Below are 25,314 nucleotides of genomic sequence, written 5' to 3' on the forward strand. Positions count from 1 at the left end.
GGGCTCACCTGACCCCGAAGGCTGATTGCGCCGAGCCCATCTAACCTACTGTTCCGGCAGGATGATTTTCTTGGTGGTGGTACTCTTGAGCGGCTTCTCGCCGGGCACATGCGACATGGTGCGGGTCGTGCTTTGCAGCGTGTCGCCATCGGTGCTGGTCTTGGTGCGGGACTTGCTGAACGTCCCCTTGTCGACCGCCTGGGCCTTGGTCTGCGCCTTGAGCTTGTCGCCATTGTCATTGATATGCGTCTTGCTCTGCGCGTTGCCGTCTACGGTCGCGGCACTGCCTCCCGATCCGATCGAGGACGTCGTGCCGCCGTCAGTCCGGCAGGCGCCGGCCGTTCCGACCGAGCTTGCCGAGGTGTCTCCGGCCGAAGCGCTTCCGGCGGTTCCGACCGTTCCGGCCGCGTTGCATTCCTCTGCAAGACCGACCGAAGTGGAAGCGAGCAGCGCGATCGAGGCGGCTGCAATAAGGTTGATCGGTTTCATTGGCGTCTCCTATTTCGCAGGTTTCGTTACCGAACAGGTCCCATCGGAACGCTTGGTGATGACGGTGCCGTCAGGCCGGGTGATGCTTGCGGTGGAGTAGCTGTCGACGCTTCCGGATCCGGCCGAGGAGCCGGCAGAGGCGGATGATGAGGACGAGCCGGCCGACCCGCTCCCAGTTGTGGTCGAGGAAGACACCTGCCCATTGCCAGCCGTCACGGTGGTGGACGTATTACCGGCCTGTGACTGAACGATCGTGCAGGTCGTTCCGTCATCGAGCTTGATCTCCTCCGACATGGTTGGGCCGGCGATCACAGCCAGCGAAGCGGCGAGTGCGATTGTCGAAAACCGGGTCATTAGTTTATCTCCGAAGGGTTTGGCCGGCGCCGCAAGGGCGCCGGCCCGGGATCATTTGCAGTCCTCGGTGCCGGGGGCATCCTTCTTGACCTGGCCGGGCGCGCAGCCCTTCTTGCCCTGGTTGTCATGCGAGGTGCCTGCCGCACTGCTGCCGGTGCCTACCGTGCTGCCGGTCTTGTCCCCGTCAGCCGACGAAGCCCCGGTGCCGACGCTCGATGCCGCATTCGCATCGCCCGAGCCTGCGGCCGAACCGCCGGTGCCGACCGTGCTGCTGGACGTGCCGCCGCCGGCCGATGAGCCGCCGGTGGCGGTCGTCGAAGACGTGCCGGATTTGCAGGTCGTCGTACCGTCCGGGCAGGTGCCTCCGGCAGAGCTGCCACCAGTCCCGACGGTGCTGCTCGCAGTTCCGCCGCCGGCCGTCGAACCGCCGGTGCCGGTCGTGCTGGACGATTGCGCGAAGCCGGACGCCGCCGTGCCGGCCAGAAGTGCCGCTGCCAACGCCAGATGGGTTACCTTCATCATGGTTCCTCCGTTTGTTGTTGAGCAACTGCCGCATCCGGAGAGGATGGACAGCTCCCTGACAAACTTCGGTTGGATCAGGCTGTTCCTATGCTGGGCATTCAGTCGGAAAGGCCTCGGACCTTGGTCCGAGCCGCAGAAGCAGAGGGCTGTTCGCGGGAATCATTTAGTCCGATGGCATCGAGCGAGCGCCGTCCGAGCTCGCTCGGCTGCAGCTTCGCAACCATTTACCCCTCGACCGGAAACAGCGTCAGAAACTGCCGGTCGCCTTCTGGCGAAAAGATGATCGAGCGGCTCTCGGCGATGCGCCGGGCCCAGCCCTTGTCGAGGAAGCTCGACAGCAGCGCCTTGCCGAGGCTGCCGGCCAGATGCGCTCGTCTTTCGCTCCAGTCGAGGCAGGAGCGGCAAAGCGGTCGGCGCGACGATCGGAGGGTGCCGACATCGATGCCGATGCGTCTGAGATCGTTTTCGCCCTTTTCCGTCAGCGCCAGGCCGTCGCCGACCGCGTCGATCGCGCCTGAGGCAATCAGGCTGTCGAGCATGCGCACGCCGTAATCGCCGGCCAGATGATCGTAGCAGATGCGTGCCTTGCGCAGCGCCGGCTCCTTCGGCCCCGGCCGGTGGCGCAGATGCCCGCGCCCGGCGGCAAAGCCCATCATGCTTTCGATCAGCCGGGCGGCGGCCTCGTCGGCCAGCGTGAAATAACGGTGGCGCCCCTGCTTGCGCTGCGTAAGCAGCCCGCCTGCTTCGAGCTTGGCAAGATGCGTGCTTGCCGTCTGCACCGTGATGCCGCCGACGCCGGCAAGCTCGGTCGCCGTCAGCGCCCGGCCACCGGTCAGCGCCGCCAGCATGTTGGCCCGCGCCGGATCGCCGATCAGGGCGCCGATCTGCGCGATGTCTGGTCCTTCCTTCATAGTTCGATCCTAACCGAAGCATTGTCGTCAGGCAATGTGCGAAAACGGGGGAAGCACAAAGGAGAACCTGATGATCACCTGCTTCATCCGCTACGAGATCGATCCCTTCAAGAAGGAGGCCTTCGCCGAATATGCCCGCAACTGGGGTCAGGCGATCCCGAGGAATGGCGCCGACCTGATCGGCTATTTCGGCCCGCATGAGGGATCGGCGACGACGGCTTACGGCGTCTACAATATCGAAAGCCTCGCTGCCTACGAAGCCTATCGCGCCAGGCTGGCCGCCGACCCGCTCGGCCGCGACAATTACGAATTCGCCAGGCGCGAAGCCTTTATCCTGAAGGAAGACCGCATCTTCCTCAAAAACGTCTCCGCCCCTCACGCCAAGCTGGTGCTGCCATGATCGCCGTCATCTTCGAAGTCATGCCGTATATGGGCGAACGCCACAAATATCTCGATCTCGCCGGCGAGTTGCGATCAGAACTCGAGAAAATCGACGGCTTCATCTCGATCGAGCGTTTCGGAAGCCTGACGAACCGCGGCAAGCTGCTGTCGCTCTCCTTCTTCCGCGACGAGGAGGCCGTCCGGCAATGGCGCAATGTCGAAGCCCATCGGGCCGCCCAGCAAGCCGGCCGCGGCGGCATCTTTGCCGACTATCGCCTGCGCATCGCCAGCGTGCTGCGCGACTACGGCATGTTCGAACGCGACGAGGCGCCGGCCGACAGCCGCAGGGTGCATGACCCGGCGTGACGAGGGAGGATAGCCCTGCAATAATTTCCCGAAATCGGCCACCGCTTCAGGCTTTGGTAACTAAGTTGCGTAACCATAACGGAGAGTTAAGCGTAGAGCGTATGAGTGAGTATCAGAATGGCATCAGTTTTTCCGCTTGCCGACCTCAAGGCCTCCGTCAAGCCGGGTTCCCGGACGGACTCCTGGGTTGACACGATCATCAAGGGCGATTGCGTCAGCGCCCTTGAAGCCTTGCCCACCCACTCGGTCGACGTCATCTTCGCCGACCCGCCGTATAATCTTCAGCTCGGCGGAACGCTGCATCGTCCCGACCAGTCGCTGGTCGATGCGGTCGATGACGAATGGGATCAGTTTGCTTCCTTTGAGGCCTATGATGCCTTCACCCGCGCCTGGCTGCTTGCCTGCCGCCGCGTCCTGAAGCCGACGGGCTCGATCTGGGTGATCGGCTCCTATCACAATATCTTCCGCGTCGGTGCGACGCTCCAGGATCTGAACTTCTGGATCCTCAACGACATCATCTGGCGCAAGACCAATCCGATGCCGAATTTCAAGGGCCGCCGTTTCCAGAACGCCCATGAGACGATGATCTGGGCGAGCCCCAATGCCAAGGCCAAGGGCTATACCTTCAATTACGATGCGATGAAGGCCGCCAATGACGATGTGCAGATGCGCTCCGACTGGCTGTTCCCGATCTGCAACGGCAATGAGCGGCTGAAGGGCGAGGACGGCAAGAAAGTGCATCCGACCCAGAAGCCGGAAGCGCTGCTCGCCCGCGTCATCATGGCCTCGACTAAACCAGGCGATATCGTGCTCGATCCCTTCTTCGGCTCGGGCACGACGGGCGCCGTCGCCAAGCGTCTCGGCCGCCACTTCGTCGGCATCGAGCGCGAGCAGGATTATATCGATGCGGCATCCGCCCGCATCGCCGCCGTCGAGCCGCTGGGGAAGGCGGAGCTGACCGTCATGACCGGCAAGAAGGCCGAGGTTCGCGTCGCCTTCAACGTGCTCGTCGAAAGCGGCCTGATCAAGCCCGGCCAGGTGCTGACTGACGCCAAGCGCCGCTACAGCGCGATCGTGCGCGCCGACGGCACGGTAGCCTCAGGCGGCGAGGCCGGCTCCATTCATCGTCTCGGCGCCAAGGTGCAGGGTCTCGATGCATGCAACGGATGGACCTTCTGGCATTTCGAAGACGGGCAGTCCCTGCGCCCGATCGACGATCTCAGGTCCGTCATCCGCAGTGATCTGGCAAAGGTGGAGTGAGCAGCACTTTCGCAAGATCGAAATACCTTCTTCCGGTTTCCTCCAGTTGCGGGAGAAGGCCAAGGCGCCCGGGGTTCAAACCTCGGGCGTCTTCTATTTTAGAAATCCTTGTAATCGGTGACGTCGACGCGGATGATGCGGCCTACCGTATTGAAGGTGATTGTCTCCTCGCCCTCGCGGATCAGCGGCTTGCCTGTCTTGCTGTGGGTGGCGCGCAGCGACCAGACCGCCCGGCCCGACAGCGGCGTCAGCGTCTCGACAATCGAATTTTCCGCCGTCTGATCGGGATAATCGTCGAAATAGCGCCGGAAGGCGGCCATGATCTCTTCGCGGCCGGCAAGGCTGCCGACGCCGTTCGAGACATAGGTCGCGTCCTCGGCGAAATAGGCCTCGATTGCGGGAAAATCGAGAGCGTTGATGGCGCCGTGGAAGCGCTCGATTTCCTCTGCCGGGTCGAAAGCCATGGTCTCAGACCTTCAATCCGTAAGCGGCGAGATCGTTGCGCAGCTTCTCGGCGCCCGAAAACAGCACCGCGTTCCAGCCGAACGTCTTGGCGCCTTCGACATTAACAGGCGCGTCGTCGATGAAGATCGTCGCCTTCGGATCGAGGCCGAAGCTCTTCGTATGGCTGTCGTAGATTGCGGCATCGGGCTTGATCAGGCCAACATCGCCGGAAACGGTCACGCCGCGCGGCAGCTTGAGGAAGGGAAAGCGCTCCTGCGCCTCGCGGAAGGTGTCGGAGGCGAAGTTGGTCAGCATCGTCACGTCGCGGCCTTCGGCGATCAGCCCTTCCATGATTGCGACGCTCTCGTCATAGGCGTGCGGCACCATCTCGTGCCAGTGTTTGCGGAAAGCGCGGATGTGCTCTTCGCGGGCCGGGTGCTCGGCAATCAGCAGCGCCTCGGCCTCTTCCCAGGTGCGGCCGCGGTCCTGCTCGATGTTCCAGTCATGGGTGCAGATATTGGCGAAGAACCAGTTGCGCTCCGTTTCATCGGGAATGAGGCGTGCGAAGGGAAGGTGCGGATCGTAATGAATAAGGACTTTGCCGATATCGAAAACGATATGTTTTATCTCAGTCGTCATGGTCATGCCTTGCCTGTTTTGAATGCGAGAGGAATAGCCGCTGCAATTGCTTTTTTCATGATGGTCGGCAGCGCCTGCGCTTCAAGATTTGTAACCGGCTCCCACCATTCGTCATTCACGCCATCACGCGACTTCGGCTTTGCGGCGATCGCCACCCGCCAGATCGACAGTCGGAGCTCGAAATGGGTGAAGACATGGATCACGGTGCCGCAGGCCTGCCAGGCCGCCTCGAAGGGCGCGGCCGCAGAAGAGGTCTCGCCGTCGAGCCGCGCCGTCCAGGCCGTCGTCGGCACCTCGGTCATGCCGCCGAGCAGCCCGCTTTCGGCGCGCCGCCTGAGCAGGATCTCGCCATCGCCGCTCACCGCGATAAAGGCCGCGCCATGGCGCACCGGCTTTTCCTTCTTCGCCGCCTTGACCGGAAAGAGCTCGGGATCGGAAAGCTTCAGTGCCTGACAGGCATTGCGGAACGGACAGAGCGAACAGGCCGGCCGCTTCGGCGTGCAGATGGTCGCCCCGAGATCCATCATTGCCTGGGCGAAATCGCCGGGCCGGCCTGACGGCGTCAGCAGCGCCACCTTCGCCTTCATCGCCGGCTTGGCGGCCGGCAGCGGCGCCTCGATCGCATAAAGCCTTGAAATCACCCGCTCGACATTGCCATCCATCACGGCAGCCTGCCGATTGAACGCGATGGCAGCGACGGCTGCTGCGGTATAATCGCCGATGCCCGGAAGCGATTTGAGGCCCTCTTCGGTGTCGGGAAAAACGCCGCCATGCTCTTTTGCCACGGCCTCGGCGCATTTCTTCAAATTGCGGGCGCGGGCGTAATAGCCGAGCCCCGCCCAGGTGGCCATGACAGCATCGCTCTCGGCCGCGGCCAGGTCGGTCACTTCGGGCCAGCGCTCAAGAAACTTCTCGAAATAGGGTTTGACCGCCTGCACCGTCGTCTGCTGCAGCATCACTTCCGACAGCCAGACACGATAGGGATCGGGTTTGACGCCGCGTGCCGCCATGCCGGGTGAGATGCGCCAGGGCAGATCGCGGTGGTGGCGGTCGTACCAGTCGAGCAGGGGCTTGGCGGAGGGCGTGTCGAGTGTCGTGATCGTCATGATTTGCCGGGATCGGGGGAAGTGCCTATACTTGGCGAAGCAATGCCGCGCGATCAAGTCGGTCCCGTCACTTCGCGGCAGCGCCCAAGGTTTTCGATGAGTTATCCACGCAAAGGTGCAAAGCAGATTTCCGAGCTGGCGAACGGGCTGATCGATCCTGTCCTGGCGCGCCGCGCCGGCATCAACACGGCGCTGCTCGGCTCCTGGAGCGAAATCGCCGGCGAGGATTTCGCCGATTGCACCCGCCCGGAAAAGATCGCCTGGGCCCGCGGCGGCGGCGATGACGGCAGCTTCCGCCCCGGCGTGCTGACGATCGCCTGCGAAGGTGCGCGCGCGCTTTTCCTCACCCATGCCCAGGGCGAACTGATCCAGCGCATCAACAGCTTCTTCGGCTTCGCCGCCGTCCACCAGATCCGCATCGTCCAGAAGCCGGTCTCAAGCCTCGCCCGCCGCTCCCGCACTCCGCAGCCGCTGAAAGGCGAAGCCGCCCGCAAGCTCGAAGGCATGATGGAAGGCATCGAGGGCGACAAGCTGCGCCAGGCGATCCAGCGGCTGGGCACCGCGGTGATGGGCAAGCGGGCGAGTGGGCGCTAATGAGCAAGACGCCAGAGTTGACCCTTAATGCCAAGACTGGGCATGGCCGGCAAGTGGACGCAAGCGATGAAATCATGCGTCGAAAAATCCGCGAGGCGATAGATGATCCGAGTGCCGATATTGATGCCGATGCGGTTTTTGGGCGGCTGGAAAGCCGGCATGCCGAACGGATGAACACTGAGTCCTGTTCGCGCTAGTGACTGCCCCTCACCCTAGCCCTCTCCCCGTAAACGGGGCGAGGGGACGTGCCATGCGAGACGTTGGCGAGGGACCGAGAGGTTGCGGCCCCGCGAGCGGGGAGAACGTGGCGGCAGCCGGATGAGGGGCGGGCGACGATCTCCCAGAGCGCGAATCTCATGACATCGGACCCTGCTCGTGTGGTCACATTTTGGTTTTCGAGGCGGCCGCGGTACCTTCGGCCTTCCACCGAAACTGAGAATCGCGCATTTCGGACGCTAGGTCGGGCTCTCGGTCCCATCACGGTCACAATTCTTTGAAGGAAGTTGGCGAACCGTGGCTTGTGAGCGGCCGTCAGCCGTTATATCGCACAGTCATGCCGTCACGCTCATACCTATGGGGAATCCATGCAGATGTCCGAAATGCAACTGACGAAACGCCGCCTCCTGGGTGGCATCGCCATCGCCGCAGCTGCCGCAGCGCTTGCCGCCTGCAACGACAGCAAGGACGCTGCCGATGCGTCGTCCTCCGGCAAGACCATGGCCGACGGCACCAATGTCGATACCATTGAGACGGCGGCGACGTCGGCGACCACCGACATGCCGCAGTCCGACGGCGATGTCGATATGGCCGAGGTGCTTAAGCCCGGCGCGCTGCCTGAGATGGCGCTTGGCAAGGCCGATGCCCCGGTCAAGATCGTCGAATATATGTCGATGACCTGCCCGCATTGCGCCCATTTCCACAACACCACCTTCGACGCCATCAAGCAGAAATATGTCGATACCGGCAAGGTGCAGTTCATCATCCGCGAATTCCCCTTCGACCCGCGTGCCGCCGCCGCCTTCATGCTCGCCCGCTGCAGCGCCGCCAATCCGGGGCAGCTGAGCACGCCGGAACAGTATTTCCCGATGGTATCAATGCTGTTCAAGCAGCAGCAGGTCTGGGCCGCCGCCGATGACGGCCGCGCCGCACTGCTGCAGATGTCGAAGCTTGCCGGATTTACTGAGGATAGCTTCACGAAATGCTTGACGAACCAGAAGCTTCTGGATGAAGTGAACGCCACGCGGGAAAGGGGATCGAAGGATTTCGGCGTCAATGCCACGCCAACCTTCCTCATCAATGGCAAGCGCTATTCTGGAGACATGCCGGTTGACACCATGTCGAAGCTCATCGACAGCCTCATCTGAACCGGATCGTTCGACCACAACGGGCGACGGCGAAAGCTGTGCGCCCGTTTTTTTGTGGCTGCGGTGGAGCAAGGAGCACCCCCCTCCGCCCCGGAGCTTCTGCATGAAGTTCAACAAGCTGCGCCTGGTCGGCTTCAAATCCTTCGTCGAGCCGACGGAATTCATCATCGAGCGGGGGCTGACCGGCGTCGTCGGCCCGAACGGCTGCGGCAAGTCCAACCTTGTCGAAGCGCTGCGCTGGGTGATGGGCGAGAATTCCTACAAGAACATGCGCGCCTCCGGCATGGATGACGTGATCTTCTCCGGTTCGGGCAACCGCCCAGCCCGCAACACGGCTGAGGTGGCGCTCTATCTCGACAATGGCGAGCGCACCGCGCCCGCCGCCTTCAATGACAGCGATGAGATCCAGGTCACCCGCCGCATCGAGCGCGAGCAGGGCTCGCTCTATCGCATCAACGGCAAGGAAAGCCGCGCCAAGGATGTGCAGCTGCTGTTTGCCGACGCCTCCACCGGCGCCCGTTCGCCCTCGATGGTCGGCCAGGGCCGCATCGGCGAACTGATCCAGGCGAAGCCGCAGGCTCGCCGCCAGCTGCTGGAAGAGGCGGCCGGCATCTCCGGCCTGCATTCGCGCCGCCACGAGGCAGAACTGCGCCTGCGCGCCGCCGAAACCAATCTCGAACGTCTCGACGACGTCACCTCGCAGCTCGAAAGCCAGATCGAGAGTCTGAAGCGCCAGGCCCGCCAGGCCAACCGCTTCAAGACGCTGTCGGCCGATATCCGCGCCCGCGAGGCGATGCTCCTGCATATCCGCTGGGTGCAGGCCAAGGAGGCCGAGGCCGAGGCCGACAGCGCGCTCAACCAGGCGACCGTCATCGTCGCCGAAAAGGCGCAGGCCCAGATGGAAGCGGCGAAGAACCAGGGCATCGCCAGCCTGAAGCTGCCGGAACTGCGCGAGGGCGAGGCGCGAGCCGCCGCCGCCCTGCAGCGCCTGCAGATCGCCAGGAGCCAGCTGGAGGAGGATGCCGGCCGCATCCTGCGCCGCCGTGACGAGCTGACCCGCCGCCTTGCCCAGCTGGCCGAAGATATCAGGCGCGAGGAACGGCTGGTCGCCGACAACGCCGTCATCCTTGCCAAGCTCGATGCCGAAGAGGCTGAAATCTCGGAAATCCTCGCCGATTCCGGCCGTTATGCCGAGGAAACCCGCGAGGTCTTCGAGGGCGCGGCGGCAAAGCTTGCCGACAGCGAGCGCATCTTCACCCAGCTGACCGCCGAGCGTGCCGAGGCGGCTGCCGGCCGCAACCAGCTGGAGCGCGCCATCCGCGATCTCGCCGACCGCCGCATGCGCCTCGAGCGGCAGATGAACGAGGCCAACCAGGAACTTGCGGCTATCGGCGAGAAGATATCAGGCCTGCCGGATCCCGACGAGAAGCGGGCGATCGTCGAGGCCGGCGAGATCGCGCTCGCCGAAGCGGAAGCCGCCGTTCAGACGGTCGAACAGGCGCTCGCCGCTGCCCGCCAGGCCGAGGCCGTGTCGCGCGCCCCGGTCGATCAGGCCCGCGCCGGCCTCAATGCTGTCGAAACCGAGGCCCGCACCATTTCCCGCATGCTCGCCGCCGGCGCGACGTCGGGGAAATTTGCGCCGGTTGCCGAAGAACTGAAGGTCGAGGGCGGCTTCGAAACGGCGCTCGGGGCGGCACTTGGCGACGATCTGGAGTCGCCGCTTGATGCCGAGGCGCCGGCCCATTGGTCGGAGAATGGCGATGGCGCCGGCGATCCCGGCCTTCCCGCAGGCGCCACACCATTGCTTGCCCATATCAGCGCGCCGCCGGCGCTGACCCGTCGCCTGCGCCAGATCGGCCTGGTCGCGGAAACGGACGCGCGGTCACTGATGGCGGCGCTGAAACCCGGCCAGCGGCTGGTGACGAAGGAGGGCGCCGTCTATCGCTGGGACGGCCATGTCGCCGGCGCCGACGCGCCGAGTGCGGCGGCGCTGCGCCTCGCCCAGAAAAACCGGCTTGCCGAACTCGAAAGCGAGGCGGAAATCGCCCGCGACGTGCTTGCCGGAGCCGAGGAGCGGCAGGCCGCCGCCGCCGAAGCAATCCGGGTGGAAGAGCGCCGGCTCACTGAAGCCCGCGACATGAGCCGCCTGTCGGCGCGTCATCTCGCAGAAGCCCGCGATGCGCTTGCCGCGGCCGAGCGTGCTTCCGGCGATCTGATCCGCCGCCGCGACGTCGTCAGCGAGGCTGCCAGCCAGCTGGGCGCACAGCTGGAGGAGATCGGCGTCCAGGCAGAGAATGCCCGCATCGAGCTGGAGGATGCGCCCGATCTGACCGATATCGACGAGCGGCTGCGCTTCCAGCAGGCGGAGGTGGCGACCGACCGCGGCGCGCTCGCCGAGGCCCGCGCCCGCCACGAAAGCCTGGCAAGGGAAAACGAGGCCCGCCAGCGCCGCATCATGGCGATCGGCCAGGAGCGCGAAACCTGGCGCCAGCGGGCGGCAAGCGGCGAGGATCACGTCGCGACGCTGCGCGAGCGCGAGGAAGAGGCGCGCGAAGAGGCGGCCGATCTGGAAATGGCCCCGGATGAATTCGACGACAAGCGCCGAGCTCTGCTTTCCGAATTGCAGAAGGCCGAGGAGGCGCGCCGTCATGCCGGCGATCTGCTCGCCGAGGCCGAACGTATCCAGCGCGAAGCCGACCATAAGGCGGCGACCGCGCTTTCCGAGCTTGCCGAATATCGCGAACGCCGCGGCCGCGCCGAGGAGCGTCTGGTTTCGGCCCGCGAGCGGCGGCAGGAAAGCGAAAGCCGCATTCGCGAGGCGCTGAACGTGCCGCCGCACGAGGCGTTGCGGCTCACCGGGCTGCAGCCGATGCAGGCGCTGCCCGACCCGCGTGAGGTCGAGCGCGAGCTGGAGCGGCTGAAGATGGAGCGCGAGCGGCTCGGCGCCGTCAACCTGCGCGCCGACGAGGAACAGAAGGAGCTGAGCGAAAAGCTCGAAGCGCTGATCAAGGAGCGCGACGACGTCATCGACGCGATCCGCAAGCTGCGCGGCGCCATCCAGAGCTTGAACCGCGAAGGCCGCGAGAGGCTGATCGCCGCCTTCGACGTCGTCAACGGCCAGTTCCAGCGGCTGTTCACCCATCTCTTCGGTGGCGGCACCGCCGAGCTGCAGCTGATCGAATCTGACGATCCGCTGGAAGCCGGCCTCGAAATCCTCGCCCGCCCGCCCGGCAAGAAGCCGCAGACCATGACGCTGCTCTCAGGCGGCGAGCAGGCGCTGACGGCGATGGCGCTGATCTTCGCCGTCTTCCTCACCAATCCGGCGCCGATCTGCGTGCTCGACGAAGTGGATGCACCGCTCGACGACCACAATGTCGAGCGCTACTGCAACCTGATGGACGAAATGGCGGCCTCCACCGAAACCCGCTTCGTCATCATCACCCACAACCCGATCACCATGGCCCGCATGAACCGCCTCTTCGGCGTCACCATGGCCGAACAGGGCGTCTCCACCCTCGTCTCCGTCGACCTGCAGACGGCCGAACGCCTGCGCGAGATTGCGTAATCAGGTCAGTTCGCCGCCGATGCGGCCTGGAACACTGCGAGCTGGGCGGCGAAGGCGCGTTGATAGGCCGGCCGGGCTTCGCCGCGGGCGACATAGGCGGCAAGACTGGGATAATCGTCCAATATGTTGGATGACTTCAGCCGCAGCAGCACCGACACCATCAGCAAGTCACCGGCGCTGAACGCGCCGTCGAGCCAGTCGGCGTCGCCGAGATGGGCGGCAAGACTGTCCAGCCGCCTGTGGATGCTGCCCTCGAGGGCACGCAGGCGCTGCTCGTACCAGGGCTCGTCGCGCTCAAGGATCCTGGCGAGGCTGTGCTCGAAGATCGGCGCCTCCACCGTGTTGAGCGCGGCAAACATCCAGGCGATCGCCCGCGCCCGGCCATGAGCATTCTCCGGCAACAGGCCGCCATGGCGCTCGGCGATATGCAGGACGATTGCGCCGGATTCGAACAGGGTAAGATCGCCTTCCTCATAGGTCGGGATCTGCCCGAAAGGCTGGCGCGCCAGATGCGCCGGCTGCTTCATCGACTCGAATGAGACGAGGCGAACCTCATAGGGTTGGCCCGCTTCCTCGAGCGCCCAGCGAACGCGCATGTCGCGCGCGAGGCCGCGGCCCCGATCGGGCGAACGTTCAAAGGCGGTAATGGTGATTGTCATCGCTTTCTCCATCGCTTGTCACCTTGAAGACGTTCGGCCAAACCGGATCCCGACATTCCGCCGGGGTCGAGCGTCAGTCTTCTCCGCCTCGGCCGCCTGCAATCGGTGCAGGATCTGCCTCGCCGCATTTCGGCAGGATCCGTCGGCCATGGCGGCGAGCGGCGCCGTCGCCTCGGCACGGCGCTCGAGACGGAATCCGCACAAATCGCGAGCAATTTTCCCGCATTCGACGATAAACACCAAAAAAGGTCGGCTGTCTTGCGGTCCGTACCCTATTTGGGTGATGCTCTTTTCTGTGACTTGCATTAGAAGTTGTTTCAACGCAACCTGATGACTTGCTGAAAAACGGGCGGTCAGCGTTGTGCATTGTCGAATTTGCGATGCGCTTTCCGGGTAGAGGGCAAGGATCCGGAAGGTGTTTGAGCAATCCCGGGAAATCCTGAGGTATTGCACAAACGAAGATCAGGGCGGTTCCATGAACCGTCCTGGGTTGAGGGACCCCCCGTCCGGTTTTCCTGGCCGGACGGAAACAAGGCTTTGCGGGACATTGTTGCGGTCCCGCAAAGCTTTTTTTATGCCTTCTTCCCATCGGGCCAGCTTCATGCCTTCGGCAGCCACTCTCGCGAAAATTATTGTGCGGCGCAGCATTTTTGCCGTATTTGTCGATTTTCATTTCAACTCCAAGGCATTAAGTTGATCTCTCATGCCGACGACACTGCCTGCCTGCTTCTCTTTCGTCATGCTCGGGCTTGTTCCGAGCATCTGCAACCGGTGATACGCAGCAGACCCTTGCCACAAGCGCGAGGATGACGCCGAGAAAAGAGCGAGGCTTGTCGGCAGCCGAGGGATCACGCTGATCCCGATCTGGTGTTGGGGGGAAGATGACCAAGTGGGTCTATAGGTTCGGCGACGGACAGGCTGAGGGTGGCGCGCGCGACCATGAGATTCTCGGCGGCAAGGGCGCCAACCTCGCTGAAATGTGCGCTCTCGGTCTTCCCGTCCCGCCGGGGCTGACGATCGTCAGCAGCGCCTGCGACACCTATTATAAAAATGGCGGTCATATCGACGACCGGCTGAAGGCCGAGGTGCGCGACGGCATAGCGGCGATCGAAGCGATCACCGGCCGCCATTTCGGCTCCACCAGCCAGCCGCTGCTGCTTTCGGTGCGCTCCGGCGCCCGCGTCTCCATGCCCGGCATGATGGACACCGTGCTGAACCTCGGCCTCAATGACGAGACCGTGCAGGCGCTCGGCCATGATGCCGGCGATGCGCGTTTTGCCTGGGACAGCTACCGGCGCTTCATCCAGATGTATGCCGATGTCGTCATGGGCCTCGGCAACGACGTCTTCGAGGAGATCCTCGAAGACGAGAAGGCCAAGCTCGGCCATGAACTCGATACCGAGCTCAGCGCCACCGAATGGCAGCATGTCGTTTTCCTCTACAAGAGGCTGATCGAGGAGGAACTGGGACAGCAGTTTCCGCAGAATCCGGAAGTCCAGCTCTGGGGCGCGGTCGGCGCCGTCTTTTCCAGCTGGATGAGCGCGCGCGCCGTCACCTACCGGCAGCTGCACAATATTCCGGAAGGCTGGGGCACCGCGGTCAATATTCAGGCTATGGTCTTCGGCAATCTCGGCAATTCCTCGGCGACCGGCGTCGCCTTCACCCGCAACCCCTCGACCGGCGAGAAGGCGCTTTACGGCGAATTCCTCGTCAATGCGCAAGGGGAGGATGTCGTTGCCGGCATCCGCACGCCGCAGAGCATCACCGAAGAGGGGCGGCTTTCCTCCGGCTCCGACAAGCCTTCGATGGAAAAGCTGATGCCGGAAGCCTTTCACGAGCTCAGCCGCATCTGCAGCGAGCTCGAGATCCATTACCGCGACATGCAGGATATCGAATTCACCATCGAGCGCGGCAAGCTGTGGATGCTGCAGACCCGCTCCGGCAAGCGCTCGACCCGCGCCGCCATGAAGATTGCCGTCGACATGGTCGACGAGGGCGTGATCACCGAGGAGGAGGCGGTGCTGCGCATCGAACCATCCAGCCTCGACCAGCTGCTGCACCCGACGATCGATCCGCGCGTCACCCGCCAGGTGATCGGCACCGGCTTGCCGGCATCGCCGGGGGCGGCGACCGGCGCCATCGTCTTCACCGCCGAAGAGGCGGTGGAGGCGGAATCGGAAGGCCGCAAGGTCATTCTGCTCCGGGTCGAGACCAGCCCGGAGGATATTCATGGGATGCATGCCGCCGAAGGCATCCTGACGACGCGCGGCGGCATGACCAGCCATGCGGCGGTCGTCGCCCGCGGCATGGGCACGCCTTGCGTCGTCGGCGCCGGCACCATGCGCATCGATCAACGCAACGAGCGGCTGCTCGGCATCGGCGTGACGCTGAAGAAGGGCGATATCATCACCATCGACGGCTCGGCCGGCCAGGTGCTGAAGGGCGAGGTGCCGATGATTCAGCCGGAACTGTCGGGCGATTTCGGCCGCATCATGGGCTGGGCCGACCGCGCCCGCCGCATGACGGTGCGCACCAATGCCGATACGCCGGCCGATGCCCGCGCCGCCCGCTCCTTCGGCGCCGAGGGCATCGGCCTTTGCCGCACCGAACACATGTTCTTCGAGGGCGAGCGCATCCATGTGATGCGCGAGATGATCCTGGCCGAAGACGAGAAGGGCAGGCGGCTGGCGCTCGACAAGCTGCTGCCGATGCAGCGCCTGGATTTTACCGGCCTCTTCACCGTCATGCACGGCCTGCCGGTGACGATCCGCCTGCTCGATCCGCCGCTGCACGAATTCCTGCCGAAGACCGATGACGAGGTGGCCGAGGTCGCCTTCGCCATGGGCATGGAGCCGCAGGCTTTGCGCCAGCGCGTCGATGCGCTGCACGAGTTCAACCCGATGCTCGGCCATCGCGGCTGCCGACTGGCGATCTCCTATCCCGAAATCGTCGAGATGCAGGCCCGCGCCATCTTCGAGGCGGCGGTGGCGGCCGCCCATGAGACCGGCGCTGCCGTCGTGCCCGAGATCATGGTGCCGCTCGTCGGCCTGCGCTCCGAGCTCGATTACGTCAAGGCTTGCATCGACGCCATTGCCAGCGAGGTCATGGCCGAGGCCGGCATGAGGATCGATTATCTCGTCGGCACGATGATCGAGCTGCCGCGCGCCGCCCTGCGCGCCCATGTGATCGCCGAGGCGGCGGAATTCTTTTCCTTCGGCACCAACGACCTGACGCAGACCACTTTCGGCATCTCGCGCGACGACGCCTCCGCCTTCATCCCCACCTACCAGCGCAAGGGCATCATCGAGCACGACCCCTTCATCTCGCTCGATTTCGACGGGGTGGGGGAACTGATCAGCATCGCTGCCGAACGCGGCCGGCGCACCCGCAACGACATGAAGCTCGGCATCTGCGGCGAACATGGCGGCGACCCGGCCTCGATCCGCTTCTGCGAAACGATCGGCCTCGATTACGTCTCCTGCTCGCCTTTCCGCGTGCCGATCGCAAGGCTTGCGGCGGCGCAGGCGGTCATTGCCGCGAGCAGGTAAGCCGGCCCGTCAGTGACGATAGCGCCAGCGATCGCGGTAGATATAGGGCCCGTTCAGATCCCAGGCCATGCGGTCCATCATCTCCGCGCTCGCAGCCCGCGATTCGGCCCGCCGGTCGAGATCGATGCGCTGCAGGCAGGTGGCGAACCCATCCGTGCCGCGGCGGAAACCGTAGCTCAGGCACTGCCGCTCATCCGCCGCCCGCCGCTCCTCCGGCGTCATCGTCTGACAGGCGGAAAGGCTGGCGGCGAGGGCGAGGATGGTGAAGATAAGAGGGACGCGCATCGGGGTATTCCTTGCTTTTCCCGGAGGAAATGCCATTCGTGTGCGGGCGTCAAGTTGCGACTGCCGCCCCGGGAGAAGCGCCCGTTTTTCGCGAGGCGCCGGCCACCTGCCGATCTCCCTCCTTGTGGGGGAGATGCCCGGCAGGGCAGAGGGGGGTTCAAAGCCCTCAGTGCGTCGCAGTCGGACGGCTTTCATACTATCAATTATGGTGATCGTGCCCTTTGTTTTGGTTCGCGTAGCGGCAGGGGCACCCCCGTCTGTCCTGCCGGACATCTCCCCCACAAGGGGGAGATCGGCTGAGGGCACTCTCCTCATTCTCCCTCATTCCTGTGACATCCCTCGGGCAAAGCCCTGAGGACAGGAAGGAGGGAGCGTGAGTATGCGCTCTCATCAGGCTTTCACGCCGCCCCAGCCGGATCCCCGATCGGCAGCAGCGCCGGATCGAGCGGCGGGTCTTGCGGGTTTTTCGTATCGCCGGGGTCCTGCGCCGGTGTCAGCGGTGGTTTTTCCTGGGTTCGGTCGGGAATGCCGGGTGTTGGCGTCGGGCCGCGTGGGGTATCGGCATTCGGTATCGGGTCTCTGTTGGGCATGATCGCCTCCTTTTGAAAAAAGGAACGGCAGCCCAGGCAGATGGTTCCACTTTCGCCGCCCACCTTCCTATGCACAAGGGCGATTCCTCTGTATGAGGGGCTTGCAAATATTGGAACGAGCATGGCCATCCGCGATCGATTTTCGAAGAAGCTGAACTGCCCGCAATGCGGCAATGCGGGTTTTGCCGAGGCTTCGGAGATCGATGATCCCAAGCGCAAGCATCCAGATTTCCAGGTCGATCAGCTGCCGCGCGGCTTCGGCGTGCAGCGCGCTGCCAATCACCAGGAAAGCTTCATGATCAAGTGCGAGTGCGGCCGCAAATTTCCCTTCCGCAGCCTGGCGGAAGCCGCAGCCGAGCGGCGCTGAAACAAAGCAATTCCAGGAAAAGTCCGCAGCGGTTTTCCCCGGCAAAGCGCGAAGCGCCTTTGCCGGGAATTGCGGAAAAACAGGCTTCAGATCCGCTCCAGCACCTCGACGAAGGCATCGGCGAAACGCACCAGATGCGCGGTCTCCTCATCGGGCGCCTGCATGCGGATCTCGGTGCCGGCATGATCGAGCAGCGCCAGCACGACGCGCATCTCGCTGCCGCCGTCGGGGATGCGCAGCACCGCGATGCGCCGGCAATCGGCGATAAGCCCCGCGGCCGGCAGGTCGAACAGCAGTTCGCCGCCGGAACGGCCGGCCGCCTGGCGCACCGCCTCGCAGAAGCCGGCATCGCCGCCGGCATAACCTTCGAGTGAAAGTTCGAGCTCGACGAGCTCCATCGGCAGCGTCGGTTCGGCGTGATCGATCCCGCCAAGCGCAGACGCCTGCGGCCTTGCTGCTATCTCGGGTGAAATCATCCCGTCTCTCCTGTCCGTGATCCTGGAGATGAAACCGCGGCAGAATGGCCTTTTTTTGGCATATCAGCAAGGGCTCATGAATCCGGTCCGGCCAGCGCCTCGGCCATCTCGGGTGAATTCCATCTGATATTCCGAGACAACAGTTTCAATTCAGCCGAATCTTGCCCCAGATCCGGATGATTTAGGCCGGGCCGGCCTAAAATCTGAATCCGGATCTAAATCAAAGAAATAGAGCATGATGTCGTCCGAAAACCGCTTCACACTTTTCGGCATCATGCTCTAAACAGGTTATGGCGATTTGCGTGGTTGAGGACGCGGCGCTGAGGAGCAACCGGTAAGTTTGATGGCCATCCGCTACGACCGCCCCGTTTCAAGCGCCGCCCGCTTTTCGCGGCTGCTCGGGGCATTTTCGCTGGTTCTGGCGCTGGCCGTGCTGATCGCCCATCGCTTCGGCGGGCTCGCCACGCCCTATCTCGTGCTGCTGCTGTTCACCGCCGCCGGCTTCGCGCTGCTTGCCGCCCTGCTTGCCGCAATCGGCCTGCGCAGCCTCTGGATGACCGGGGCCGAAGGCGGGCTTGCCGCACTGGCGGCGCTGATCTACGCCGCCTTTCCGCTCGGCATCGGCGCCTTTGCCGCCGAGCGTTACATGACGCTGCCTGACATCTATGACGTCTCCACCGATCCGGTCTCGGAACCGGACTGGCTGTCGCCGCCGAAGGCCGACCAGATCTGGCTGAAGCGCAATCTCGTGACTCCCGAAGATCGCGAAAAGCAGATTTCAGCCTATCCCGAACTGACCGGCCGGCGTTACGAAGGCGCGCTCGACCGCGTGCTGGAAGCGGTGCGCAAGGTCGCCAAGCAGAGCGGCTTTGTAATCGTCAAGAGCACCGGCACGAGCGAGCCGGACCGCGATATCGAGGACAGGCCGGCAAAGCCCGCCCCCGGCGACGATGCCGTGACCGACGCGCCCGGCATCATTCCCGTGCCGACGCCGCGCCCCTATGACGACGACGTCGCCAAGCTGATCCGTGGCGCCAACGGCGTGACGCTGCAGGCAACCACCCGCACGCTGATCCTCGGCCTGCGCTTCGATATGATCATCCGGCTGCGCGAAGAGGCCGAGACCACCTTCGTCGACATCCGCGTCGCCTCCCGCTACGGCCAGCACGACCTCGGCTTCAGCGCCGAAATCGCCGACGATTATCTGAAGGCGCTCGACGCCGAACTCTTGGGGATTGCGGGTGGGTGAGCCGCGGTGCCGCCAAAGGCGGCAGCAATCGATCCAGTGAATCGATTGCAGCGGCGAACGCCCTGAGCCCAAGCGAAGGGCCGGGAGGGGGGCGGCAGACTCGACCCGGCCACCGGTGGCGCAAAGCGCCAGCATCCCTGGCACCAACCGAAAACGATACAGATCAGCGTGCAAGCTCACCCACGGCGGCGATGATCTCCGCGGCAGTCGGGAAGATGCAAAGGCTGCTGGGTCCGTCCAGCGCCTCCATCTGTGCCCAGGCGATGGTGCCGTTCTGATCGACCAGGAAGTGCCCGACGAGCTGGGTGGCGTGCTTGGCGAAGATCGCCTGATCGGCTTCATCAAGCTCGAAGCGGTCCTTGGCGTTGAGGATCGTGTTGGCTTCCATCGGCTGGAGCGGTTCCGGGAACTCGCCCGTGGGATTGATGCGCGCCGCCTGAAACTGCGCCATCGTCGCGGTGTAAGGCCATTCCGGCGGCTCGCTGCTGCCATCGGGCTGGAACTCGGCATGCGGTACACCATAGGCCCGATGCGTGCGGCAGTCGGGATCGCAGAGCAGCGTCACCGGCGTCGGACGGTGGCGGAAATACAGGCGAGCGCGTTCCACCGGCGTGTTGATAACGGCCACGGTCTTCACGCCGGCGGCGTTGAGGGTGGGCTCGATGCCGGCAAGCTGTTCGAGCTGGCGTCGGCAGAAGGGGCAGTGCAGCCCGCGAAAGAAGCCGATCAGGAACGGCCGGCCGCTCAAGTCGGCCAAAGAGACCGTTCCGTCGAAATTGGCTGTGGCGAGCTCGAACGCGGGCGCGGTGTTTCCAGGCTGCAGCGGGCGCTTCTTGTCTGCCATGGAATAATTCCTTTCGCGGCTCGTCTCAGGTGAAACGACCGAAATTGAATATAGCACTCGTCGCAAGAAGACCCAGCGCCCGATGTTGAGATCGCCTGAAGTGGCCAGTCATGCTTACCGCCTTGGCAGACGCCACAGACGCATCAGTTCGACCGGAGCCGAGATGTCCGCTGTCAGCACGAATGGGTCTGTCGATCCTGAGCGACCCGGCCTTCGATTCTTGACGGGAAGACCGTGCCCCATGCCGTGGATTGAATAGAGCGATACGCGGCGTGCACCTCCGGCGTTCCAGGAGGACAACTCGCCCCAAGGCTTCCTCTCGACACGGACGCTGCTTCGATCAACAGCGTTCGCTTCAAGCCATTGATCGACGCAAGCCCCCGCATTTGCCGGGTTGACCGTGCGATCCGCAGTCCCCTGCCAGATGCTGATCGGCGGCCAGGACCGTCGGCCAGGGGAGATTTCGGCAATCCTTGCACCCCAGCCATCCGAAGGCGGTGTCGCGCCGGACTTCATCGCCCGCAGCGCTGACATTGCATCGCGCACGGCGCCAACCGGCATTCCGGCGACGATGGCGGCACCGGCAAACATATCGGGATAGTTGGCGACCAATGAACCTGTCATCGCTCCGCCGGCAGAAAGGCCGACAATGTAAACGCGCGTGCGATCGGCTCGATGTCGTTTCAGGGCATGGTCAATCATCTGCTTGACGGAAAGCACCTCGCCGCGATCCCGAGCGACCTCGCTCGGACGGAACCAGTTGAAGCATTTGTGAGCATTGTTGCTGTGAATCTGCTGCGGATAAAGCACCACCAACCCTCTCTCCCTGGCCAGTCTCGAGAAGCCGCTGGCGGCGTCCAGGCTTTCCGGCGTCTGGCGGCATCCATGCAGCACCACCACAAGAGCCGGCTTGCTTGGCAGATCGGCGGGCACGAAGGTCTTCATCACGAGCCTTCCGGGATTGCTGCCAAATGCGGCGGTCGTCTGGAGCCTCGGTCGCTCCTGCCTCGATGGCTTGCGGCCAAGCGGGCTCCATGCCTTCTCCAACAGGCGCGCGGCTCTCCGTCGCGTCTTCAGTAGTCCCGACAGCGATTTGGTGAAGCCGAGCTTCAAAGGACCACGCCTTCAAGCCTGGAAAGCAGAGCCTTCAAGCCGGGCTGTGCCGCATCTCGGATCGCGACTTTCAAAGGAAACCATTTCTGTTTGCGCGTGCCCTTCTCGGGGAAATCAAGTTGCGCCTCGACGACGTGCAGCAGATGAACGGTGACATGGTAGTGATGCGGCGAGCTGTCTTTGCGGTAGCTGAACGAACCGAAGGCTGTCGCCTCCACATCGCCAACGACGCCCGCTTCCTCGAAAGATTCCCGCCTTGCCGCTGCAGGTGTCGTCTCGCCGGGGTCGAGATTGCCTTTCGGAACGCCCCATCGTCCATTCCGACGACTTCCCACGAGAAGGATGCGAAGCTGCCCGCTTCCGTTTCTTCGATAACAGATCGCACCCGCCTGCTGAACATCGCGGACGGTTGCGATTGTCGAGTTGGATTGATCGTGAGCGTGGAGCATGGCTGTTTTCGATTTTTCCTATCTTGCTTCAGAGCTGTAGCATCGAACCATGACAGTCTGGTCCGTGTTGAGTTGGTTCCTCCGGCAGCCGGAGTTCACGTTGTCGTCTGAGACCCAAAACAAGCTCGACCCGCACAGGAAGCCCTCAACGCCGTGGTTGGTTCCGATCTTTTGCGAGAACCGGCAAGGTCCGCGCAGGGGATGTCGATGCGGAATTCGCGCGGCTCATGGACCAGGTCACCTTCGTGCACGCACCCAAGGATCTGCGGTGGGACAATCGGACAGCGCAGTTTTCCGATCCCGAGGGCATACGCGTCGCCCTCCATACGCCCGTCACCGAAGCCGATAGACGTCGTTTCGCCGGCCGTTGATGCCGGGCAAGCGCCTCACTCCAGCACCAGCCACCCCGAATACCGCACCACCAGCCCGGTCAGCCGCCCGCCGATCTCCACGTGAAAGTGAAAGCGCCCGTCGCGCTCCTCCTCATAGGTCTTGCCGCCCGGCGCCAGGAACAGCGGCAGCGGGACCCCGAGAAACCGCCAGCCGCGCACCACGAGCCGTAGCCTCTGCCCCTCCGGCACCAGCGCCAGCAGCACCCGGAACGGCCCGAACACCTCGGCGAGCAGGTGGCGGTCGCGGCCGGTGCCCGCCGCCTGCCAGCTGCGGAAGGTCTTCGCCCCGAAAGACCGCGTCCAGATCTCCCTCTCGCCATCGGCGACAAACCGCACCGCGACCGGCACATCCTCGCCGGCCGGGGGAAAGCCGATCACGCCGGCGACGAGCCGGGCGAGGAACCCGCCGCCGCGCTCGATCCGCGCCCGGCCGGAGGCGAGGCGGGTGCCGCCCGCATGGATCGCGGCAAGCGCCGGCGGCAGCTGCTGCCAGGCGCTGCCGAGGATGCGCCGATAGAGCGGCTGGGCCTCCTCCTCGTAGTCCAGCCGGATACCTGAGGTGATCTTGAACCGCCGGAAAGCCGCTTCGAAATCCGCAAGCGACAATTCCCCCGCCGCCGGCCGCGCGCCGCTTTCCGGCCGCTTGCCTTCAAGCAGCCGGCGCACCAGCGCCTCGACGCCGAGAACCGGGATGAACGGCCCGTCATCACCTTCGGCAATCAGCGACCAGTCCGCCGTCAGCCGCCGCCCCTCGCGATCGACCCCGCCCAGGCGGACGAACATGCCGCCGCGATGATCGCCGATGGCAAAACGATGGCTGGCGCCCTGCATCAGCCGCGCAAACGGCTTGAGCGAGGGCAGGAGCCCGATCTTCACCAGCCGGGCGGCGGCGGAAAGCAGGTGCTGCAGCGCCTGCGGCTCGGTGCCGACGCCGGTGAAGGTCGATTGCAGCCCGGCAAAGCGGGAGGGCAGCAGCGCAAGGTCGGGCGCATCCACCAGCAGGAAGGTGCGGCTGGCGAGCGGCGCCGCGTCAGGCGGCGCGATCGTCACCCGCATCTGATCGATCAGCCCGCATCCCTCCACCGGCCGCCCCTCCCGCAGCACCGGCACCGGCTTACCGGCATAGCTTGAGATCGCCTTGACGACATTGAGGCCGATCTTCACATGCGCCGAGGGGGCGATGCCCGCCGCCACGTTTTCGATGCGGGAGAAATGCGGCGCCATCGCCTCCAGCGCCGCGAAGGACAGCGCCGGCAGGCTGCTCAGCCCGGAGAGAGCGAAGGTGCCCTTTGCCTTTGCCTGCGCATCGAGCCCGCTTATGCCGGCGACGAAACCGGTGCTGTCGGCGAGATCGGCATAATCGATGCCAAGCGCCATGCAGGCCTGCACCAGCTTGTAGCCATCCCCGGTGAAGCTTTGGAACGGCCCCGAGGCATCGACGACGAGATCGGGCTTCAACCGTGTCAGCTGCTCGGTCAGATCGCCATCGCGATCGAAGGCCACTGCCTGCAGCCATGCGCCGAGATCGTTGCTGCCGAGCCGCCCGGCGCCGCCTTTCGGCGATCTCATATCGGCGACGAAGTCGTCGGCCTTTTCAAGCGAGCGGCCGGCGATCAGCAGCCGGAGCCTCGGTTCCTCGCCGAGCAGCTGGGCGAGCCGGCCGCCGAAGGTGCCGTAGCCGCCGATGATCAGCAGGGAAAATGCTCCGCCGCTCATGTGATGAAGCGGCTGCGCTGCTCCGCCGTCGGCACCATGCAGCTTTGCCGGCCGGCGATCTTCAGCCGGTTGCGGGCGATGAATTCATAAAGCGCATCGGCAAGACGCCGCGGCAAGAGCCGGAAGAGCTTCACCAGCGAATAGGGAAAGCCGAGGCCGGCCACCATGCGGATCGAACCATCCGACTTGAAGAAGGCGCGGCCATTCTCGATGAGGATATTGGTTTCATAATCGCGCTCGTTCAGCCCGTAATGCCGATAGAGTGCGGCGCCGAGCGGCGACTGGGCGGCGAGGAAGCGGTAGCGCCGCTGCCTATCGTGCTTCAGCGCGAATTTCACCCAGCCGGAGCAGAAGACGCATTCGCCATCGAAAACGATCAGCGGCTGGTCATCGGCAAAATCCGGCACATCGGCATCATCGCGATAGCTGTAAGCGGCGCGCGCCATGGTAATCTCCCCATCTCCCGCTTACAACAGCCGGTAGGTGGCGGCAAGAGAAGGCGGCCCATCCGCCGCGATCTCGCCGCGCTCGACGAGATCCTCGATATGGGCGAGCACGGAAAGGGCTGCCGCGCCATAGAGCTTCGGATCGGTATCGCGATAGATCGCCTTCACCATCTCCGTTATCGCGCGGTCGCCCGCCCGGATGCGCTCGAGGATCGCCCGCTCGCGCCCCAGCCGGTGCGCCTTCAGGCCCGGCAGGAAGGCGGCAGGCTGCGTGACCGGCCCGCCATGGCCTGGCAGCAGCAGGCGGTCCTGGCGTTCTATCAGCCGCTCGAGTGAGGCCATGTAATCGGCCATCGAGCCATCCGGCGGCGCGACAATCGAGGTCGACCAGGCCATGACATGATCACCTGAAAACAGGATGTCGCGGCCCTCGAGCGCGAAGGCGGCATGATTGGCCGTGTGCCCCGGTGTGGCCACCGAGGTCAGCGACCAGCCATCGCCGGATAGGGTCTGACCGTCACTGAGCGCAATATCGGGCACGAAGGCGAGATCCGCGCTTTCGGAAAAGGGATTGATCTCGCCATCCCGGAGCCGCCGTGCCGGCCGGTGCGGCCCCTGGCCCACCGTCACCGCCCCGGTCGCCGCCTGCAGCCGGCGGGAAAGCGGCGAGTGGTCGCGATGCGTGTGGCTGACGAAGATATGCGTCACCTCCCGGCCGGCAAGCGCCGCCATCAGCGCTAGATAATGCGCCTCGTCCTCCGGCCCGGGATCAATGACCGCGACCGAGGAGCCGCCGACAATATAGCTGTTGGTGCCGTAAAAGGTGAAAGGCCCGGGATTCTCCGCCGTGATCCGCTCGACCCCTGGCGCCACCGGCACGGCGCGCCCATAGGCCGGCACGAAAGCAAGGTCGAATGCGGGGCTTTCCATGAAGGCGATGATCTCGCGGCCGATGACGTCGCCCATTCCTAGCATGGGCCGCTGCGCTCTGCAGCGCATAAATCTGCCCGATGCGCAACTTAGTCATTGTGACAAACGGAGAGCTTTGCTAATCAGGCGTCGATTTGAGCCGGCGCTTAGCGCCGAAAGCTCTGGTGGGGCGTAGCCAAGCGGTAAGGCAGCGGTTTTTGGTACCGCCATCCCCTGGTTCGAATCCAGGCGCCCCAGCCAAGTCTAGTTCCCGGG

Annotated in this window: 27 protein-coding genes, 1 tRNA gene and 1 pseudogene; 12 read left to right on the forward strand and 17 right to left on the reverse strand. The window is 64.3% G+C overall.

Annotated elements, in window-relative coordinates; translation table 11 throughout:
• Window positions 1-45: 45 nt before the first annotated feature.
• The 4 genes from RHE_RS05005 to RHE_RS05020 all read right to left on the reverse strand — a co-directional run bounded on the left by RHE_RS05005 (window position 46) and on the right by RHE_RS05020 (window position 2,276).
• On the reverse strand, window positions 46-489 hold the full coding sequence (locus RHE_RS05005) for a hypothetical protein (protein WP_011424336.1): 444 nt from the start codon (window positions 487-489) through the stop codon (window positions 46-48).
• Between the two features lie 9 nt (window positions 490-498).
• On the reverse strand, window positions 499-843 hold the full coding sequence (locus RHE_RS05010; RefSeq protein ID WP_011424337.1) for a hypothetical protein: 345 nt from the start codon (window positions 841-843) through the stop codon (window positions 499-501).
• 51 nt (window positions 844-894) lie between these two features.
• A complete protein-coding gene (locus tag RHE_RS05015; protein ID WP_042118019.1) occupies window positions 895-1,365 on the reverse strand; it encodes a hypothetical protein in 471 nt (156 codons plus the stop codon).
• A 224-nt stretch (window positions 1,366-1,589) separates the two neighbouring features.
• A complete protein-coding gene (locus RHE_RS05020) occupies window positions 1,590-2,276 on the reverse strand; it encodes an ArsR/SmtB family transcription factor (RefSeq protein ID WP_011424339.1) in 687 nt (228 codons plus the stop codon).
• A 70-nt stretch (window positions 2,277-2,346) separates the two neighbouring features.
• Between RHE_RS05020 and RHE_RS05025 the strand changes: the two genes are divergently transcribed.
• The 3 genes from RHE_RS05025 to RHE_RS05035 all read left to right on the forward strand — a co-directional run bounded on the left by RHE_RS05025 (window position 2,347) and on the right by RHE_RS05035 (window position 4,283).
• The gene (locus RHE_RS05025; RefSeq protein ID WP_011424340.1) at window positions 2,347-2,676 is read left to right on the forward strand and encodes an NIPSNAP family protein; all 330 of its coding nucleotides are present in this window, start codon (window positions 2,347-2,349) and stop codon (window positions 2,674-2,676) included.
• Window positions 2,673-3,023 (forward strand): antibiotic biosynthesis monooxygenase family protein, encoded by a 351-nt coding sequence (locus RHE_RS05030; protein WP_011424341.1) that lies wholly within the window; start codon window positions 2,673-2,675, stop codon window positions 3,021-3,023. The genes RHE_RS05025 and RHE_RS05030 overlap by 4 nt, the downstream gene beginning before the upstream one ends.
• Window positions 3,024-3,140: 117 nt before the next feature.
• Window positions 3,141-4,283 carry a site-specific DNA-methyltransferase gene (locus tag RHE_RS05035; RefSeq protein WP_011424342.1) on the forward strand — a complete coding sequence of 381 codons (1,143 nt, stop codon included), beginning with the start codon at window positions 3,141-3,143 and terminating at the stop codon, window positions 4,281-4,283.
• 98 nt (window positions 4,284-4,381) lie between these two features.
• Here RHE_RS05035 and RHE_RS05040 read toward each other — a convergent pair whose 3' ends face one another.
• From RHE_RS05040 to mutY, 3 genes are read right to left on the reverse strand one after another with little or no spacing between them, the layout of a single operon-like run.
• The gene (locus tag RHE_RS05040) at window positions 4,382-4,747 is read right to left on the reverse strand and encodes a nuclear transport factor 2 family protein (RefSeq protein ID WP_020920604.1); all 366 of its coding nucleotides are present in this window, start codon (window positions 4,745-4,747) and stop codon (window positions 4,382-4,384) included.
• 4 nt (window positions 4,748-4,751) lie between these two features.
• Window positions 4,752-5,366, reverse strand: a complete 615-nt coding sequence (locus RHE_RS05045) for an HAD family hydrolase (protein WP_011424343.1) — start codon at window positions 5,364-5,366, stop codon at window positions 4,752-4,754.
• 2 nt (window positions 5,367-5,368) lie between these two features.
• Window positions 5,369-6,472, reverse strand: a complete 1,104-nt coding sequence (mutY, locus tag RHE_RS05050) for an A/G-specific adenine glycosylase (protein ID WP_011424344.1) — start codon at window positions 6,470-6,472, stop codon at window positions 5,369-5,371.
• Window positions 6,473-6,568: 96 nt separating this feature from the next.
• Here mutY and RHE_RS05055 point away from each other — a divergent pair, with 96 nt between their 5' ends.
• The 4 genes from RHE_RS05055 to RHE_RS05065 all read left to right on the forward strand — a co-directional run bounded on the left by RHE_RS05055 (window position 6,569) and on the right by RHE_RS05065 (window position 11,995).
• On the forward strand, window positions 6,569-7,066 hold the full coding sequence (locus tag RHE_RS05055) for a DUF721 domain-containing protein (RefSeq protein ID WP_042119181.1): 498 nt from the start codon (window positions 6,569-6,571) through the stop codon (window positions 7,064-7,066).
• Window positions 7,066-7,263, forward strand: coding sequence for a hypothetical protein (locus RHE_RS31460; RefSeq protein WP_073990365.1), 198 nt, complete (start codon window positions 7,066-7,068; stop codon window positions 7,261-7,263). The genes RHE_RS05055 and RHE_RS31460 overlap by 1 nt, the downstream gene beginning before the upstream one ends.
• A gap of 393 nt (window positions 7,264-7,656) precedes the next feature.
• On the forward strand, window positions 7,657-8,430 hold the full coding sequence (locus RHE_RS05060; protein WP_187331728.1) for a DsbA family protein: 774 nt from the start codon (window positions 7,657-7,659) through the stop codon (window positions 8,428-8,430).
• A gap of 103 nt (window positions 8,431-8,533) precedes the next feature.
• Window positions 8,534-11,995, forward strand: coding sequence for a chromosome segregation SMC family protein (locus RHE_RS05065; RefSeq protein WP_011424347.1), 3,462 nt, complete (start codon window positions 8,534-8,536; stop codon window positions 11,993-11,995).
• A 5-nt stretch (window positions 11,996-12,000) separates the two neighbouring features.
• On the opposite strand, the gene RHE_RS05070 is transcribed toward RHE_RS05065, so the two are convergent.
• Window positions 12,001-12,654 carry a glutathione S-transferase family protein gene (locus RHE_RS05070; RefSeq protein WP_011424348.1) on the reverse strand — a complete coding sequence of 218 codons (654 nt, stop codon included), beginning with the start codon at window positions 12,652-12,654 and terminating at the stop codon, window positions 12,001-12,003.
• A gap of 881 nt (window positions 12,655-13,535) precedes the next feature.
• On the opposite strand from RHE_RS05070, the gene ppdK reads away from it, so the two are divergent.
• Window positions 13,536-16,202: a pyruvate, phosphate dikinase gene (gene ppdK, locus RHE_RS05080; protein WP_011424350.1), complete on the forward strand. Its 2,667-nt coding sequence runs from the start codon at window positions 13,536-13,538 to the stop codon at window positions 16,200-16,202.
• 9 nt (window positions 16,203-16,211) lie between these two features.
• Here the strand turns inward: ppdK and RHE_RS05085 are convergent, their stop codons facing one another.
• Window positions 16,212-16,487 (reverse strand): hypothetical protein, encoded by a 276-nt coding sequence (locus RHE_RS05085; RefSeq protein ID WP_042118024.1) that lies wholly within the window; start codon window positions 16,485-16,487, stop codon window positions 16,212-16,214.
• A gap of 398 nt (window positions 16,488-16,885) precedes the next feature.
• Window positions 16,886-17,077: a hypothetical protein gene (locus tag RHE_RS05090; protein ID WP_041678836.1), complete on the reverse strand. Its 192-nt coding sequence runs from the start codon at window positions 17,075-17,077 to the stop codon at window positions 16,886-16,888.
• A gap of 121 nt (window positions 17,078-17,198) precedes the next feature.
• On the opposite strand from RHE_RS05090, the gene RHE_RS05095 reads away from it, so the two are divergent.
• Entirely contained in the window at window positions 17,199-17,444 is a 246-nt protein-coding gene (locus tag RHE_RS05095; RefSeq protein WP_042118027.1) for a hypothetical protein, read from the forward strand.
• Window positions 17,445-17,530: 86 nt separating this feature from the next.
• Here the strand turns inward: RHE_RS05095 and RHE_RS05100 are convergent, their stop codons facing one another.
• Window positions 17,531-17,920: a hypothetical protein gene (locus tag RHE_RS05100; protein ID WP_011424353.1), complete on the reverse strand. Its 390-nt coding sequence runs from the start codon at window positions 17,918-17,920 to the stop codon at window positions 17,531-17,533.
• 343 nt (window positions 17,921-18,263) lie between these two features.
• Here RHE_RS05100 and RHE_RS05105 point away from each other — a divergent pair, with 343 nt between their 5' ends.
• The gene (locus RHE_RS05105) at window positions 18,264-19,169 is read left to right on the forward strand and encodes a DUF1499 domain-containing protein (RefSeq protein WP_011424354.1); all 906 of its coding nucleotides are present in this window, start codon (window positions 18,264-18,266) and stop codon (window positions 19,167-19,169) included.
• A gap of 163 nt (window positions 19,170-19,332) precedes the next feature.
• On the opposite strand, the gene RHE_RS05110 is transcribed toward RHE_RS05105, so the two are convergent.
• The 3 genes from RHE_RS05110 to RHE_RS05120 all read right to left on the reverse strand — a co-directional run bounded on the left by RHE_RS05110 (window position 19,333) and on the right by RHE_RS05120 (window position 21,575).
• Entirely contained in the window at window positions 19,333-20,013 is a 681-nt protein-coding gene (locus RHE_RS05110; protein ID WP_011424355.1) for a peroxiredoxin-like family protein, read from the reverse strand.
• A gap of 114 nt (window positions 20,014-20,127) precedes the next feature.
• The gene (locus tag RHE_RS05115; protein WP_042118029.1) at window positions 20,128-21,126 is read right to left on the reverse strand and encodes an extracellular catalytic domain type 1 short-chain-length polyhydroxyalkanoate depolymerase; all 999 of its coding nucleotides are present in this window, start codon (window positions 21,124-21,126) and stop codon (window positions 20,128-20,130) included.
• Window positions 21,123-21,575 (reverse strand): NUDIX hydrolase, encoded by a 453-nt coding sequence (locus tag RHE_RS05120; RefSeq protein WP_011424357.1) that lies wholly within the window; start codon window positions 21,573-21,575, stop codon window positions 21,123-21,125. Before RHE_RS05120 ends, RHE_RS05115 begins: the two co-directional genes overlap by 4 nt.
• A gap of 200 nt (window positions 21,576-21,775) precedes the next feature.
• On the opposite strand from RHE_RS05120, the pseudogene RHE_RS05125 reads away from it, so the two are divergent.
• A pseudogene (locus RHE_RS05125) lies at window positions 21,776-21,946 on the forward strand (VOC family protein); the annotation flags it as partial.
• Between the two features lie 15 nt (window positions 21,947-21,961).
• Here RHE_RS05125 and RHE_RS05130 read toward each other — a convergent pair.
• Genes RHE_RS05130 through RHE_RS05140 form a run of 3 tightly spaced genes read right to left on the reverse strand, consistent with a single transcriptional unit; the run spans window position 21,962 to window position 25,059 of the window.
• A complete protein-coding gene (locus RHE_RS05130; RefSeq protein WP_011424358.1) occupies window positions 21,962-23,683 on the reverse strand; it encodes an SDR family oxidoreductase in 1,722 nt (573 codons plus the stop codon).
• Window positions 23,680-24,129, reverse strand: coding sequence for a thiol-disulfide oxidoreductase DCC family protein (locus RHE_RS05135; protein WP_011424359.1), 450 nt, complete (start codon window positions 24,127-24,129; stop codon window positions 23,680-23,682). The genes RHE_RS05130 and RHE_RS05135 overlap by 4 nt, the downstream gene beginning before the upstream one ends.
• Before the next feature lie 21 nt (window positions 24,130-24,150).
• Entirely contained in the window at window positions 24,151-25,059 is a 909-nt protein-coding gene (locus RHE_RS05140; protein WP_042119185.1) for an MBL fold metallo-hydrolase, read from the reverse strand.
• A gap of 165 nt (window positions 25,060-25,224) precedes the next feature.
• On the opposite strand from RHE_RS05140, the gene RHE_RS05145 reads away from it, so the two are divergent.
• Window positions 25,225-25,299: transfer RNA gene (locus RHE_RS05145), tRNA-Gln, on the forward strand.
• Window positions 25,300-25,314: the final 15 nt, after the last annotated feature.

Source organism: Rhizobium etli CFN 42 (genome assembly GCF_000092045.1).
Lineage (GTDB): Bacteria > Pseudomonadota > Alphaproteobacteria > Rhizobiales > Rhizobiaceae > Rhizobium > Rhizobium etli.